Annotated in this window: 12 protein-coding genes; 4 read left to right on the plus strand and 8 right to left on the minus strand. The window is 38.8% G+C overall.

Annotated elements, in window-relative coordinates; genetic code table 11:
• The first annotated feature begins 103 nt into the window (after positions 1-103).
• Positions 104-517 (plus strand): (deoxy)nucleoside triphosphate pyrophosphohydrolase, encoded by a 414-nt coding sequence (locus MCQ_RS00260; protein WP_006922830.1) that lies wholly within the window; start codon positions 104-106, stop codon positions 515-517.
• Positions 518-2,103: 1,586 nt separating this feature from the next.
• On the opposite strand, the gene MCQ_RS00270 is transcribed toward MCQ_RS00260, so the two are convergent.
• From MCQ_RS00270 to MCQ_RS00285, 4 genes are all read right to left on the minus strand, one after another.
• Complete coding sequence (locus tag MCQ_RS00270) at positions 2,104-2,970, minus strand: C40 family peptidase (RefSeq protein WP_006922831.1); 867 nt, start codon at positions 2,968-2,970, stop codon at positions 2,104-2,106.
• Between the two features lie 152 nt (positions 2,971-3,122).
• Positions 3,123-4,496: a leucyl aminopeptidase family protein gene (locus MCQ_RS00275; RefSeq protein ID WP_006922832.1), complete on the minus strand. Its 1,374-nt coding sequence runs from the start codon at positions 4,494-4,496 to the stop codon at positions 3,123-3,125.
• Between the two features lie 13 nt (positions 4,497-4,509).
• Positions 4,510-5,499, minus strand: a complete 990-nt coding sequence (gene coaA, locus MCQ_RS00280) for a type I pantothenate kinase (RefSeq protein WP_420021776.1) — start codon at positions 5,497-5,499, stop codon at positions 4,510-4,512.
• A 131-nt stretch (positions 5,500-5,630) separates the two neighbouring features.
• Positions 5,631-6,620: an asparaginase gene (locus tag MCQ_RS00285; protein WP_006922835.1), complete on the minus strand. Its 990-nt coding sequence runs from the start codon at positions 6,618-6,620 to the stop codon at positions 5,631-5,633.
• A gap of 221 nt (positions 6,621-6,841) precedes the next feature.
• Here MCQ_RS00285 and hslV point away from each other — a divergent pair, with 221 nt between their 5' ends.
• Both hslV and hslU read left to right on the plus strand, forming a co-directional pair.
• Complete coding sequence (hslV, locus tag MCQ_RS00290; RefSeq protein ID WP_006922836.1) at positions 6,842-7,423, plus strand: ATP-dependent protease subunit HslV; 582 nt, start codon at positions 6,842-6,844, stop codon at positions 7,421-7,423.
• Entirely contained in the window at positions 7,424-8,734 is a 1,311-nt protein-coding gene (hslU, locus tag MCQ_RS00295) for an ATP-dependent protease ATPase subunit HslU (protein ID WP_006922837.1), read from the plus strand.
• 19 nt (positions 8,735-8,753) lie between these two features.
• On the opposite strand, the gene MCQ_RS00300 is transcribed toward hslU, so the two are convergent.
• The 3 genes from MCQ_RS00300 to rpsO form a co-directional block, all read right to left on the minus strand.
• Positions 8,754-9,752 carry a class I SAM-dependent methyltransferase gene (locus tag MCQ_RS00300; protein ID WP_035007617.1) on the minus strand — a complete coding sequence of 333 codons (999 nt, stop codon included), beginning with the start codon at positions 9,750-9,752 and terminating at the stop codon, positions 8,754-8,756.
• A 72-nt stretch (positions 9,753-9,824) separates the two neighbouring features.
• Entirely contained in the window at positions 9,825-12,026 is a 2,202-nt protein-coding gene (gene pnp / locus MCQ_RS00305) for a polyribonucleotide nucleotidyltransferase (RefSeq protein ID WP_006922839.1), read from the minus strand.
• A gap of 263 nt (positions 12,027-12,289) precedes the next feature.
• Positions 12,290-12,559 (minus strand): 30S ribosomal protein S15, encoded by a 270-nt coding sequence (rpsO, locus tag MCQ_RS00310; protein WP_006922840.1) that lies wholly within the window; start codon positions 12,557-12,559, stop codon positions 12,290-12,292.
• 318 nt (positions 12,560-12,877) lie between these two features.
• Between rpsO and MCQ_RS00315 the strand changes: the two genes are divergently transcribed.
• On the plus strand, positions 12,878-14,506 hold the full coding sequence (locus MCQ_RS00315) for an MFS transporter (protein ID WP_006922841.1): 1,629 nt from the start codon (positions 12,878-12,880) through the stop codon (positions 14,504-14,506).
• A 102-nt stretch (positions 14,507-14,608) separates the two neighbouring features.
• On the opposite strand, the gene truB is transcribed toward MCQ_RS00315, so the two are convergent.
• Positions 14,609-15,568, minus strand: coding sequence for a tRNA pseudouridine(55) synthase TruB (gene truB / locus MCQ_RS00320; RefSeq protein WP_006922842.1), 960 nt, complete (start codon positions 15,566-15,568; stop codon positions 14,609-14,611).
• Positions 15,569-15,572: the final 4 nt, after the last annotated feature.

The following is a 15,572-nucleotide window of genomic DNA, read 5'->3' on the forward strand; positions in this document are numbered from 1 at the left end:
CGGATATCTTTATATCTTTCGAAGAGGACTAGGTATTTGAACTCTTTCGTCTTGGAATAGGGGTTTATGATAGAAGAAACAGTTATCTCTGTTGGAGAGCAATATGCCTATAAAAAGTTCGCTTCTTCTTGTCGTTGCATGCGCATTGTTGGATCAAGCTAATCGTGTTTTGCTTGCAGAACGTCCTCAGGGAAAATCATTGGCTGGTTTATGGGAGTTTCCTGGTGGTAAGATTGAGCAAGGTGAAACTCCAGAAGCATCGTTGATTCGGGAATTAGAGGAAGAGCTTGGTATACATGTTCAGGCAGATAATTTATTACCTTTAACATTTGCGAGTTATGGCTACGAAACATTTCATCTCTTAATGCCATTGTATCTTTGTTACCATTATAAAGGTGTTGTGCAAGGACGAGAAGGGCAAAATTTAAAATGGATTTTTATTGGCGATCTTGATAAATATCCTATGCCTGATGCTGATAAGCCATTGGTTAAAGTATTGAAAAATTTCCTTCTTTAATGTGTTAGGAATAGAGATTACGCATTGCCTCGCGCTTTTGTTTATCACGTTTTTTAATGGAGTCATGTCCTTCAGAAAAAACAGAAGGCCATGGTGTTGCACGTTCATGCACTTATTTTAAAGAGACATCTCTTAATATCTTTAAGCCTATCTCATAACGGCGCTCGTGAATGATATTAAAAACTATTATGCATCACTATCTTTATGCTTATAAAGGTGCAAGCCGCCGCCATTATCCTATTTTCCAGCTTTCAATGTTAGAAAGTTTTTGCATTAAGACGGTTCGTTAGAGGCATTTTATTCCTTTTTTTAAGTGTTTTTACCCACACGCCAGCTTCGCTTGTGGCATGCAAGAAAGTGATTTTAATTGATTCAATATAACAGATTTGAAATGAAAGAATCCTACGGTATTAGGGTCTCTCACTCAATATGCAAAACGATAAATTATCATTATAAATCAAAGATTTATTCACAAGAGGAAATGCCGCTTACAAATAAAAGCAGTCTGTTTCATGAGACATTGATGATAGGTGAGATTTCAGAAGATTCTTTTGAAGGAAGGATTTTGCAGTTTTTATTGAAGATTTTTCTTTTTTACATGACCCACTTCTGAAGCGTTACCATGATATACTTCTATGACAACCTATTGATCGATAATGTAAATTATTATTACACATATTAAATCAACATCTCTTGATAAGATCATATTTCATTGTTTAATGACAGGTCTATAAGAGGGCGTGTGACTTTAAAAGTATTTTTAGAATGGATGAAACATACGACCAATAAACTGTTTAAATATAAGAGTAAATGCAACACTAACGGTAGGCTGAATATGATGAGGCTGTTATATGGCTTCACAAACATAATAAAGATTGTGGTCCTTAGCGCATTTTGCGTTATATATTTATAGAGGATAGCGCTGAGAGATGAAATTAGGAGAAAGTAAAGCTATCTAAGTAAGTACGCGACTGAGCAATACAATGGTATGAGGATATTTTCATGAAGATCTAGATTCCATAAAAAAACGTAAGACACTGCATAATCTCTATTATTTAAAAAATATTGTGCTTAGTACTTTTGAAAGCTATGGAGTTGAACGAAACAGAAATGGTGAAGCTGAACAGTAATTTTTACTGTATGATTTCATCTTCTTTCAAAATAAAGACGCTGTAATTCTTTTCCTGACCTGTTATTGAAGAGTTTTTTCTGTTTCAGAGTAAGAGTATCTTAAACAATGAAATATGATCTTATCAAGAGATTTAATTCAGTATGCGTGTTAATAATTTATTGTTGTGAATTAATATGTTGTGTTTAATATGCAGTATTTTAATAAAAGCCATTCAGAAAATCAGTTCACTGGTTTTTCCAATATCCCCAAAATGCGTGAATGTTGAATATAAGGTTTGAGAAAAGACCAAGTGATTAAGCCTATTCAACATAAATAATTTTGTGAAGGTACTTTTCTTTCATATGAGATCAGAAATTAGTCACAACTTACCCCGTTATAAAAATTCAAAGCGGACTCATGGAAAAACGTAATACCGTAGTTACTTGTCTCTTATGCTTAATATCAAAAGCACGTACTATATTCCTAGTGTTGGACGGCGTTTTTCTATAGGATATCGTTGATATTTTTGAGCAATACGTGTAATTGCTTTTTCCAGTGGTTCGACCATAACATCCATAGAGAAACCATTTGAATGAATGATATTTTCATGATCAACCATAATAGCGGCATGACCCTTCCAGAAAATCAAATCACCTCGTTGAAGTTTATCATTTTCTGAGAGTTGATTTCCTATAGTTTTTTGTTGCATGTCAGTATCACGTAAAACCACATGACCAGCCATTATCATAGAAAGCTGGATCAGTCCTGAGCAATCAATTCCAAAACCACTGGTTCCACCCCAAAGGTAAGGTGTATGCATCAACATTTCAGCAACTGTAACATAATCTTTATAAACTTTGCCAATCGGACTGAGATGATTGCTAATGATTGCTTTCCCGCTTTCAAGTATAGAATAATTGGTTTCACGGACTTCAATTTCATCAACAACGCTTACCTTACTTCCTATGGATAAAGCATATTCTACTGGTCCACGCAAGTCAGCTTGGAAATATTGAAAAGTACGTGGGGCTGAAACAACATGTGTTTGTTTTACGGTTGATGTACAAAGCGCTTTTGTATCAATATAGCCAACATAACCATCTTTGAGAGATTGTCCCCACGACATAACTTCCCCGTATTCAAAGATGCGAAGTTCTTCTCCCAATAAACACTCTGTCTGCATTTCACTTTTTTTACTATTTTCTTTAAAAAGTCCAGCAACAGGTACATTAACGCGTCTTATTTCACCTTGCACAAAACGCTGAGCTGTAACTTCTTTTTCAAGACGTTTGTCTGCTAGATCATCTCTGAATGCATTTAACCTAGGATCTTTAGAGAACATTTTTTACCTTTTATTTTTTACCTTTAAATGGGCTCGCGCTAACCACTATTGGTAGGATTTTTATACCCAAAATAAATTACAAAACACAATTAAAGGTGAAGAACAATCGCCCTTCAATTTCCATAATTATCTATTTATATGTTTATTTTGTGTCAAACTTCATTTTTAAAAAGGTTATAAAGAGCACGAATAGCTTGTGCAGAACCGCCAACAGGGTAGCCTGGTTTTTCTTTTGGAATCCATCCATAAAGGTCAAAATGTGCAAAATGTTTGGCTTTTTCAACAAAAAAGTTAAGAAATAAAGCAGCGGTTATGGAGCCAGCATAGTTATTTCCACTTATATTGTTAAGGTCAGCAACTGGTGACGATAACATTTCCTGATAGGGTTTCCAAAGTGGCATTTGCCAAAGAGGATCAGAAACAGACTGAGCAGATTGAGAAATTTGTTGCGCCCATATTGAATCATTACAATAAAATGCAGGAAGATCTGGTCCTAATGCTATACGTGCTGCTCCTGTTAAAGTCGCCATGCAAAGCATGAATTGCGGACTTTCTTCATCACCATAGGTGAGTGCATCGGCAAGGATAAGTCGACCTTCAGCATCTGTATTGCCAATTTCAACACTTAAACCTTTACGACTTTGGAGAATATCGCCTGGTCGGTAAGCGTTGGCAGAAATTGCATTTTCAACGGCTGGAATCAAAACACGCAGACGGAAGGGTAATTTAGCATCCATGATAAGTTTAGCCAGCCCCAACACATGAGCTCCTCCTCCCATGTCTTTCTTCATAAGCGACATGTTATTGGCTGATTTAATATCAAGACCTCCAGTATCAAAGGTTACACCTTTACCTACCAATGTTATTTTAGGGTGGTTTTCTTGTCCCCAGTGTAATTCAATCAGTCGTGGTGCAGTGCTACCGGCGCGTCCCACGGCATGAATCATCGGAAAATTATGTGTTAAGAGTTCATCTCCATGAATAGTTTCAACATGAGCACTATAGGTTTCTCCCAGTTGACGGGCTTCTTTCTCGAGAGTATCAGGATTCATATCATTAGCTGGAATATTGATGAGATCACGGACAAAAAAGACAGTTTCATAAAGACGTTGAAGCTCATCGAGATCAACCGTGTCGTTGACATGAATTGAAAGTGATTTGAGGGAAGAATTTTTACGATAACGGTTGAACTGATAGCTTCCGAATGCCAACCCAAGATAGATATTAATTTCATGGGAGGCTGCTCCTTCTAAATGCCACTGACCAGCGGGGAGATTTTTAGCAAGAATCCCTGTAATAAAAGGCTCCTCACCATTGCCAAGTCCAAATAAAACTTTTTTTAAATGCCCTGTTTCATGAGGAACGAAGAGTATTTGTCCCGCTTTGCCAGTGAAGTCATTCACCTTTATCCATGCTCTTGTTGACGCATCAAGTGATAAATCCGCAAGATTTTTGGGGGTTACCAAGAAGACGGGACAACTATTATTGACACGTTTTGATGTAAAATGAATGGAATGTATATGCATATTTAAAGAATCCTTATAGTCGTCGCAGTGCGACATATTCAACCAAGTGTTTTTTTCCTTTGCGTAGAATGAGATTAGATCGTGGTCGTGTTGGCAATATATTTTCTTGTAAATTTTTCAAATTAATCGTTTGCCAAATATTTTCAGCGATTTTTAAAGCTTCTTCTTCACTCAACAATGCATAACGGTGAAAATAGGATTCAGGATTTTTAAAAGCTGTTTTGCGTAAACGTTTAAAACGTTCTAAGTACCAGCAGCGTATCACTTCTGTTTCAGCATCTACATAGATTGAAAAATCAAAAAAGTCTGAAACGAATGGAATGATTTTCCCGTCCGTAGGAAGATCACTGACCTGTAGCACATTAATTCCTTCAATAATTAAGATATCGGGACGGTCAATGGTAATTGTCTGATCTTCCAGAACATCATAAGTCATATGAGAATAAAGCGGAGCCCTGACATTACCAACACCGGCTTTTATAGCAGAAAGGAAGTTCAGCAATTTTTTGATATCATAGGAGTCAGGAAATCCTTTACGATTCATACGATTTTTTTGCTGTAAGACAGCGTTAGGATAAAGAAAACCATCGGTTGTAATGAGATCAACTTTAAAACTAGATGTCCAACGCTTCAAAAGTTCTTGAAGAATACGAGCAGTTGTGGATTTTCCTACAGCAACAGAGCCAGCAATTCCAATGATAAAGGGAGTTTTGGGAGTTTCTTTTGGATGTAAAAATTGCTGACGTTTTTGAAAGAGTTCCTGTACTGCTTCAACATGGCATGATAACAGACGCGACAAAGAAAGATAAATGCGCTGCACTTCTTTAAGATCAATCGGATCACCAATTGAACGTAAACGCTTGATTTCATCAAAGGTCAAAGTGAGGGGTGTATCTGCACGAAATTGAGACCATTCCTGTGCAGTAAAGATACTATAGGGTGAATGCAGATCAGAAATGGGCTTGACCAGTTTATCTTCTTGCTCAATTTGTGATAAAATCATATCAGTCATTTGTATTGGTCGAAGTTTGTTTTACAGCAGCAATGATGAGGGACAAAAAAGCAGCTTTTTTTGTATTTAAACGAATTTTATTTTGCATGTTCTCGCCTTTTGAGATAGGAGATAATTTTTAGTTAACTTATAGTCCAATCATTCCATTGTGCATTGATTTGTGCCAATGAGTGTCCTTGTGCTAAAAAAGCCCATAAAAGTAGACGTGCTTTTACTGCTGATAAATAACCAGACATAAGAGCACCGGACGTGATCATATCGGTTTCTGAACCTTTATAACCATAAGTTATACGGCTTGTTGGTCCATTACAACAACGGCTAGCAATAATGATTGGCATTTTTGGTGCATATTGTCGCACAATGTCAGCTGCTTGAAAACTACAGTGTCCTGAACCGAAACCAGCGATGACAAGTCCAGCATAATACCCACTTTCAAGACAGAATTTCATTAACTGTGTATCAGAAGATAAAGAGGAATAGAGGAGAGCGACTTGGTGATCATCATTTTGGGGAAGATCAAACGTTGTTGGGAAGAAATTTCGATCATTGAAATAAATCAATTTTCCTTCCAAAATAGTTCCTAAAGTACCTGCTAAACCTGATTGGAATGTTTCAACTTTGACGGTATGACTTTTCTGAAGCCAATAAGGTGAATGAATTGTATCGTTGATTACAACGAGAACGCCTCTGTTTCGACTTTGTGGATCAGTAGCAACGCGGGTTGCTGCCAAAATATTAGCAGGTCCATCAGCACCTGCTTCACAGGGTATACGCATAGCACCAGTTACAATGAGGGGCTCAGCTCTCTTCCAGTAGAGGGAAAGAAAAAAAGCTGTTTCTTCCAGTGTATCAGTACCTTGAGTTAAAACAATACCTTCTGCGCCAGCTTTTATTTGTTGTGTTGCCCATTCTATTATTTCAAAAAGAATTTTGAAAGATAGAGATCCACTGGGTAATTGCGTTAATGTTTGCGCATGAATGTCAGCAACGTTATTTAAATCAGGAACACTTTTGATGAGTATATCTGAAGTTAAAGTTGGTTGCATTTGGCCAAAACTGTCAGCAGCCATTGCAATCGTTCCGCCTAATGTTCCTATGGCTATTTTTTTCATAACTTTTCCTCTACAAGGCGCAAACTGTTTACATAAAGTTATTTAGCAACAATTTGCATTGACAACAATGGTATCATTTTTTTTATTGCAACGAATTGAGTTGTGCTAAATCATTGTGTTTTGCTGTATATGTTCTTAAATAAAGAAAATAGTGATTGAATTTTACATTTGATGCAAAGAAATCAATATTAACGAGAAGTTCAATATTAAGGAGTTTCTTTATGGCAGAACATAAGCCAGACATAATGTATGGTACAACTATTATTACTGTACGAAAAGGTGGTAAAGTAGTAATGGCCGGTGATGGTCAGGTTTCACTTGGGCAGACGATTATGAAAGGCAATGCACGTAAAGTGCGTCGTCTTGGGAAGAGCGGAGTGGTTATCGCTGGTTTTGCAGGTGCTACAGCAGATGCTTTCACATTGCTGGAAAGATTAGAAACTAAGCTTGAGCAATATCCTGATCAGTTGATGCGTGCATGTGTAGAACTTGCAAAAGACTGGCGAACAGACCGCTATTTGCGTCGTCTTGAAGCAATGATGCTTGTGGCTGATAAGAAAATAACTTTAGCTTTAACAGGGCTTGGTGATGTTTTAGAACCAGAAGACGGAATCATGGCAATTGGTTCTGGAGGCAATTTTGCTCTTTCTGCTGCGCGGGCACTCATGGATATGGATTTAGATGCAGAAACCATTGCCCGTAAAGCTATGGATATTGCCGCTAAAATTTGTGTTTACACCAATGATCATTTCACAATAGAAACATTGGATGCAGAATTATCTTCTTTAGAGAAAGCTATTTGAATGTGTGTTGTATTTTCCCCTCGTGAGACTGTTTCTGAACTTGATCGTTTTATTATTGGCCAAAATGATGCCAAACGTTCTGTGGCTATTGCGCTGCGCAATCGGTGGCGTCGGCAACAGCTTGATGGCCCGATGCGTGAAGAGGTTATGCCTAAAAATATTTTGATGATAGGACCAACAGGTGTTGGGAAAACAGGTATAGCGCGTCGATTAGCAAAACTTGCTGGAGCACCTTTCGTTAAGGTAGAAGCCACTAAATTTACTGAAGTTGGTTATGTGGGGCGTGATGTTGAGCAAATTATTCGTGATCTTGTTGAGATTGCGATTTCTCTTGTGCGTGAAAAAAAACGTGATGAAGTAAAAGTAAAAGCGCATATTAATGCCGAAGAACGCGTTTTAGATGCTCTTGTTGGTAAAACAGCAAGCCCCGCTACCCGTGATAGCTTTCGTAAAAAGTTGCGTGAAGGTGAATTGGATGATAAAGAAATTGAAATTGAAGTAGCTGATAATAACAGCAACAGTGCTTCAACTTTTGATATTCCTGGTATGCCTGGCGCGCAAATGGGAATAATGAATTTGTCAGATATTTTTGGCAAAATGGGGAGTCGTACGAAAATCCGCAAAACAACAATAAAGGATGCTTTTAAGCCGCTCATTGAGGATGAATCTGAGAAACTCCTTGATCAGGATCAAATTATTCAAGAAGCGCTCCGTGTTGCTGAAAATGATGGAATTGTTTTTATCGATGAGATTGATAAAATTGCAACTCGAGATGGTGGAGCAGGTGCTGCCGTTTCGCGTGAAGGCGTTCAACGCGATCTTTTGCCTCTGGTTGAAGGAACAACGATTAGTACAAAATATGGGCAAATTAAAACGGATCATATCCTTTTTATTGCTTCAGGCGCGTTTCATGTTTCCAAGCCTTCTGATTTATTGCCAGAACTGCAAGGTCGTTTGCCTATTCGTGTCGAGCTAAATGCTTTAACAAGGGAAGATTTACGACGTATTTTGACTGAACCTGAAGCTAGTCTGATTAAACAATATATTGCTTTAATGGCAACGGAAGAGGTTCACTTAGAAATTACCGATGATGCAATTGATGCTTTAGCAGATATTGCCGTAGATTTAAATGCAAGAATTGAAAATATAGGAGCACGTCGTTTGCAAACGGTGATGGAGCGCGTTTTGGATGAAATTTCTTTTACTGCACCCGATAAAGCTGGAACATCGTTTAAAATAGATGCTGCTTATGTCAGACAATCTATAGGTGATCTTGCTGCTGATGTCGATCTTTCACGTTTCATTCTTTAGAGTGATCGCTTGTTTTTGTTTAACGGCGTGCTTCGATAATTTTGAAGCCATGAGCTTTTTCATGTATCAATACTGTGCGAAAGAGATTTTTTAATAATGCTTCGTAAGGTAGGTGGCGGTTGGCAACAAGAAGCAGATTGCCACCCGGTTTTAGGTATTTTGCAGCATTTATAATGAAATGCTGTCCCAATGAAACATCTGTAGTTTGTTGTGTGTGAAACGGTGGGTTTGAAATAATTGTATCATACAAATCTGTGATTGGTTCATGCACAAGATCATACCAATAAAAATGAATCGGAAGAGAGGTTTTCATGTGTTTGAGATGTTGTTTGGCTGCTCTCAAAGCGTTGTAGTCGGCTTCATAAAGGTCGAGAGCGGTTAGTTTTTTACTTCTTTCAAGTGCAGTGTAAGAAAGGAAGCCCCAGCCAGCACCAAAATCGGCAGTCTTCCCTGAAATAATTTGCGGCATATGCAGAGCGAGTGCAGCAGAGCCTAGATCAATACGACCGTGCGAGAACATACCAGAAGTGGTTTGAAATTTATTTTCAAAAGTGAGGGGTGGTGAGCGCAAATGTGTAATATTCTGTCTATCTATCTGTTCTGGAACTTGAAGCCAGAATACTAATCCATGATTTTTGGATAATTTATCAGTAATGGGGACAATTGTCTTGACCCATTTCATCATTGATGCAGCACCGGTAGTTTTATTTCCACCGATAACAATCCATCCGCCAAGTTTCACACGTTCTAATAAATCAAGAAAACAATTTTGGTTGAAACCACGATATTTGCTTAAATACAAAAGTGCGCCATCATAGGTGAAAGTTTGATCTATTTGGGGAGAACAGCGAAATTGGGCATTGGTAAATTTTAAAAAGTCTGGTCGCCAAGGCGTTATAACTTGTAAATTTTGTCTCCATTGTAGAGAGGGGAGTTCAGTTAAACCAACACCTAGCCAAGTTTGGCTTGAATCAGGATAGGGGAGTGTATAATTTTCAAAAGGTAAAAATAACAACACATGTGGTTCTTTCAAAGAAAAATGCCATTCCAATTTTGGGATGGCATTTAATTTTATGGTAAGAGGAGAGGATTACTCTTCTTTTTTCTTACGACGGCGCTTGTTTTCAGATTTATTTTTTTCATCCAAGCAATTTTCTTTTTCTGTTTTTATCGAATCATCACCAGTAATTTCTTTTCCAGTCTGTTGATCGACAATTTTCATCGATAACCGAACTTTACCACGCTCATCAAAGCCCATTAATTTAACCCAGACTTTATCACCTTCTTTAACAACATCTGTTGTTTTTGTAACGCGTTCTGATGTAAGTTGAGAGATATGAACGAGGCCATCCCGTGAGCCAAAAAAGTTTACAAATGCTCCAAATTCTGCAGTTTTTACGACTGTTCCTTGATAGATAACACCAACTTCAGGCTCATCAACAATCGAATGAATCCAGCGCTTGGCTGCTTCGATGGTTTTAGCATCGGTAGAAGCGATTTTAATTGTTCCATTATCTTCAATATTAATTTTAGCTCCAGTTTGTTCGACAATTTCTCGGATTACTTTGCCACCAGAACCGATAACATCGCGGATTTTATCAACAGAAATGTTCATAACTTCGATGCGTGGAGAAAATTCGCTAAGTTCATCACGTGCACTGGTTAAAGCTTTGGCCATTTCGTTAAGGATATGGATTCGGCCGCCTTTGGCTTGCTCAAGTGCGATTTTCATAATTTCTTCTGTAATACCATCAATTTTTATATCCATTTGCAAAGCAGTAATACCATTTTCTGTTCCTGCTACTTTAAAATCCATGTCTCCGAGGTGATCTTCATCCCCTAAAATATCAGACAAAATAGCAAAGCGTTCACCTTCTTTAATCAAGCCCATGGCAATCCCTGCAACCGGGCGTGCCAGAGGAACGCCGGCATCCATGAGAGCAAGAGAGGTTCCGCAAACTGTTGCCATTGAAGAGGATCCATTGGATTCTGTAATTTCTGAGACAGCACGAATGGTATAAGGAAAAGATTCCTTATTCGGCAACATAGGATGAATAGCACGCCATGCCAGTTTACCATGGCCGATCTCGCGACGGCCAGGAGAGCCAAGGCGTCCTGTTTCACCTACTGAAAATGGCGGGAAATTGTAATGGAGGAGGAATGTTTCTTTATACATACCCGTTAAGGAGTCCACATATTGTTCATCTTCTCCAGTTCCTAGTGTTGCAACGACAATTGCTTGTGTTTCTCCACGGGTAAAGAGTGCTGATCCATGTGTTCGAGGCAAAATACCAACTTCTGATTGGATGGGACGTACTGTTGAAAGGTCACGGCCATCAATACGCTTTTTTGTATCAAGAATATTCCAGCGAACAATTTTTGCTTGCAACTGTTTGAAAACGGTTGCAATTTGATCTGCACTGAATTTACAGTCTTCTTCCATTTCGGGCATAAATTTATTGATGACTTCTGTTTTAAGTGCATCAATCGCGGCATAACGTTCTTGTTTATCAGTAATTTGGTAAGCTTTTCTTATATCCTCTTCGGCCATTTTCAGCATAGCTTCTTCGAGATCAGAGAGATCTTCGGGAATGAAATCGCGCGGATCTTTTGCAGCAACTTCGGCAAGTTTGATAATGGCATCAAGAACGGGTTGAAAACCTTTGTGCCCAAACATAACTGCACCTAACATGATGTCTTCAGGCAATTCTTGTGCTTCTGATTCAACCATCAATACAGCACTTTCTGTTCCGGCAACAACAAGATCAAGTTTTGATTCAGGCATTTCATCGATATGGGGATTGAGAACGTATTGTCCATTACAGTAACCAACGCGCGCACCAGCAATGGGGCCCATAAAAGGAACACCTGACAGGGTTAATGCGGCAGAAGATGCAATCATCGCAAGGATATCGGGATTATTTTCAAGGTCATGCTGTATCACGGAAACAATGACTTGCGTATCATTTTTATAACCGTTAGCGAAGAGGGGACGAATGGGACGATCGATTAAACGTGAAATCAATGTTTCACTTTCACTTGGCCTGCTTTCACGTTTTAAATAACCACCAGGTATTCTACCAACAGCATAGGATTTTTCTTGATAATTCACGGTAAGTGGAAAAAAATCTTGATCTGGTTTTGGGCTTTTTGCTGACACCACGGTAGCTAAAACAATGGTTTCACCATAGGTGGCAATTACTGCACCATCAGCTTGACGGGCTATTTTCCCTGTTTCGAGGGTGAGTGGCCGACCGGCCCATTCAATTTCTATTTTATGCGTTTTGAACATTTTTTATCCTTAACGACCAGTGTTGACATCTTTAAGTGCTCACATTCTGGTTTTGCGTAGCATATTTTAAAGCTATGGGCAGGACAACAAGAGACTTCTGTCTTTTTGCGACAAAATGAAGAATAAATCGCAATTCAAACGCAAAGCAACTAGCAATCCTGCCCCATGATGGTTACTTATCAGTTTTTAAAGTTCTTATACTAAAGCGGCAAATTGAAAAAATGGGTGGATTTGTTTAGAAATATTCTCCACCCATTTTTCTTTTAGCGACGCAAACCTAACCTCCTGATAAGTGTCTGGTAACGATCTTGGTCAATTCCTTTAAGGTAATCAAGCAGGCGTCGGCGCTGAGACACCATCTTCAAAAGACCACGACGAGAATGATTATCCTTTTTGTGAGATTTGAAATGGTTAGTCAAATTAGAAATACGCTCAGAAAGTACAGCGATCTGCACTTCTGGAGATCCCGTATCACCAATTTTATTTGCGTATTCCGCGACAAGAGCTTGTTTACGTTCAGCTGTAATCGACATCGTATTATCCTTTCAAAAAACGAAGAAACAAAAGCCACCCACAGCCGAGATGTCGTTCAGCAAGGGTCTGTTATAGAACAAGAAGAGTCAGAGACTCTTACTTACTCTGGCACTTATATAGGAAAGAAGGTTAAAATACTAGCCCTTGAAAACATCTTGAAGAGCTTCTTCAATAAAGGGTTGGATTTTGAAAGATTGATTTTATGGATCTTTTATGGAAAATTTTTAAAGAATTATGCATCCTTTTGATACAAAAATTGCTTTTTTACAGAGTGTGTGTGGAATAAAAGCGATAGAATACCGATTTGGAGGCAAAAGATGCAGAGTATTTCAATATTAGAGCTTTTTCGTAATTCGGTATTTCGAAATTTATGGACATCTACTCTCGTTTCTAATTTAGGCGGGCTCATACAGGCTGTAGGGGCAGGTTGGTTAATGGCGTTGATTAGTTCCTCGCATTCCATGGTTGGGCTTGTTCAAAGTGCTACAACATTACCACTTGTTATCTTTTCTCTGATGGCAGGGGCATTAGCTGATAATTTTAATCGGCGTCAAATTATGTTGTGTGCGCAGATTATGATGATGGTTATATCAATGAGCTTGGCTGTTTTAGCTTATGTGGGGGGGCTAACACCTTGGATTTTGTTATGCTTTACGTTTTTGATTGGGTGTGGAACTGCATTTTATAATCCTTCTTGGCAAGCAACGATAGGAGACATTGTGAGCAGGGACAATATTCCTGCGGCCGTTAGTCTGAACAGTGTTGGTTTTAATTTGATGCGGAGTGTAGGTCCTGCTATTGGTGGTGCTGTCATTGCTAGTTTGGGTGCAGCCGCAGCTTTTTTGTTTAATGCAATAAGTTATATTCCTTTAATTAGTGCTTTGTTTTTATGGAAACAGAGCCGTGAAAATAATACATTGCCACGGGAGAGACTTTTAGGAGCTGTTGCAGATGGTTTGCGTTATGTTGCGATGTCGCCTAATCTTCTTAATATTATGGTGAGAGCGTTCCTTTTTGGTATTGGGGCGATTTCGATTTTGGCACTCTTACCAATTGTTGTACATAAAGTTCTAGAAGGAAGTGCACTTCTTTATGGTACATTGCTCGGTTGTTTTGGTTTGGGAGCAATGACAGCTGGTATTATTAATTCATCTGTACGGCATTATTTTCGTTTAGAGACGATTATTGCAAGTGCATTTATTGGTTTTGCCTTTTCCTGCTTTTTTTTAGCAATCAGCCGTTCACTGATTGTAAGTCATCTTGCCTTATTTCCTGCAGGTTTATGTTGGGTTTTGGCGTTGTCGTTGTTTAATACATCTGTACAACTTTCTACACCGCGCTGGGTTGTTGCACGTGCTTTAGCCCTTTATCAAACGGCATCTTATGGAGGAATGGCTATAGGAAGTGCAATTTGGGGAGGGCTGGCTGATGGTTATTCTCCAACAATTGCTTTGAGTATTTGTTCTCTATTTCTAATTTTGGGAGCCTTTGCGGGGATAAAATTTAGAATTCAAGAAATTCCCCAGATAGATCTCGATCCTCTTGATCATTTCAGAGAACCAGAGCTTTTGCTAGATTTAAAAGCGCAAAGTGGTCCGATCATGATTATGATCGATTATCAAATTCATGAAAATGATCTCGAAGAGTTTCTCAAAGTGATGACACGTCGTCGCCATATTCGTTTGCGTGATGGTGCTCGCCAATGGGTTCTCTTACGCGATCTTGAAAGGCCTGAATATTGGACAGAAGCTTATCATATGCCAACATGGGTAGATTATTTACGTCATAATCACCGCCGCATAAAAGCAGATGCAGAGGTGAATCAGCTTCTGCGTCACTTAAATCGTGCACCTAACGGTATAAGAGTACATCGTATGATTGAACGGCAGACGATACCGCACGCTAGTGAGATGCATCTAAAGCCTTCTGCTGACCAGTTACCTTGATGTCAAGAGTGCAAATATAGAGAAATCAGGATAGTTTCGTTTTCTTTATCGATATAGGAAAATATTTTTCCACAAGAAGCTTTCGTGAGAAAAATATATTAATTAAATTGTGAAAATCCGCTTTGGCTTGAATTGGTTTTTATCAAGAATACCTATAGCAAGAAGTTGACTTTTGTAGGTTACACAAACTTCATCTTCATCAATGAGTGCATTGTGATTACGGAGGAATACTGAATTTCCCCTCATGACCTGCTGTGCTTGGATTTCACTAAGGGGATAATGAGAGAGACAATCCAGAGCAGCAACTGTTTCAATTAAGAGTTCATCAAGCATTGTGAATTTTTTTTGCGAAAGAGCGCTATTTTCATTTATTGTACTTTTATCTAATATCATTGCTTTTAGCTCATCCCATGTAACGAGATCATCTTCACAAAAAGGCGCTACTGCGATACGCCTTAAGTCACCAATATACCCATAACAGCCGAGATCACGACCCATATCACGTGCTAAGGAGCGCACATAGGTTCCTTTTCCGCAGGTTATTTCAAAGATAGAATGCTCTTTGGTGGTGCTTTCGATCAATTTGAAAGTTTCTATTTCCACTTGGCGTGCCGGAATGTCAATAAATTTACCTTCACGCGCTAGATCGTAGGCGCGGTTACCAGCAATTTTGATTGCCGAAAATTGCGGGGGTGTTTGCAAAATAACACCCGTATATTTAGGGAGGAGGGCAAGTATCTCTTGTTGAGTTGGACGTTTGAGAGATGTCTTTGTTATTTCACCTTCTAGATCATCTGTGGAGCGCTCTTCTCCCCAAACAACGTTAAAACGATAGGTTTTTTTACCTTTCATGACATAGGGAACAGTTTTGGTTGCTTCGCCTAATGCAATTGGCAGGATACCAGAGGCAAGTGGATCAAGCGTACCTGCATGTCCTGCTTTTTGTGCATGAAAAAGCCATTTGATTTGTGAGACAGCTTCTGTTGATCCCATTCCTTTTGGTTTATCAAATATGACCCAGCCAGAAACAGAACGGCCTCTTTTTTTGCGTTGCCGTGTCATGTTT

Source organism: Candidatus Bartonella washoeensis Sb944nv (assembly GCF_000278135.1).
In the GTDB taxonomy this organism is placed as follows: domain Bacteria; phylum Pseudomonadota; class Alphaproteobacteria; order Rhizobiales; family Rhizobiaceae; genus Bartonella; species Bartonella washoeensis.

Excerpts from the sequence above, each read along its gene's own strand:
- rpsO (WP_006922840.1), bottom strand. The coding sequence starts at position 12,559 with ATGTCGATTACAGCTGAACGTAAACAAGCTCTTGTCGCGGAATACGCA.
- MCQ_RS00285 (WP_006922835.1), bottom strand. The coding sequence starts at position 6,620 with ATGAAAAAAATAGCCATAGGAACATTAGGCGGAACGATTGCAATGGCT.
- MCQ_RS00260 (WP_006922830.1), top strand. The coding sequence starts at position 104 with ATGCCTATAAAAAGTTCGCTTCTTCTTGTCGTTGCATGCGCATTGTTG.
- MCQ_RS00275 (WP_006922832.1), bottom strand. The coding sequence starts at position 4,496 with ATGCATATACATTCCATTCATTTTACATCAAAACGTGTCAATAATAGT.
- pnp (WP_006922839.1), bottom strand. The coding sequence starts at position 12,026 with ATGTTCAAAACGCATAAAATAGAAATTGAATGGGCCGGTCGGCCACTC.
- hslU (WP_006922837.1), top strand. The coding sequence starts at position 7,424 with ATGTGTGTTGTATTTTCCCCTCGTGAGACTGTTTCTGAACTTGATCGT.
- MCQ_RS00270 (WP_006922831.1), bottom strand. The coding sequence starts at position 2,970 with ATGTTCTCTAAAGATCCTAGGTTAAATGCATTCAGAGATGATCTAGCA.
- hslV (WP_006922836.1), top strand. The coding sequence starts at position 6,842 with ATGGCAGAACATAAGCCAGACATAATGTATGGTACAACTATTATTACT.
- MCQ_RS00315 (WP_006922841.1), top strand. The coding sequence starts at position 12,878 with ATGCAGAGTATTTCAATATTAGAGCTTTTTCGTAATTCGGTATTTCGA.
- truB (WP_006922842.1), bottom strand. The coding sequence starts at position 15,568 with ATGACACGGCAACGCAAAAAAAGAGGCCGTTCTGTTTCTGGCTGGGTC.
- coaA (WP_420021776.1), bottom strand. The coding sequence starts at position 5,499 with ATGATTTTATCACAAATTGAGCAAGAAGATAAACTGGTCAAGCCCATT.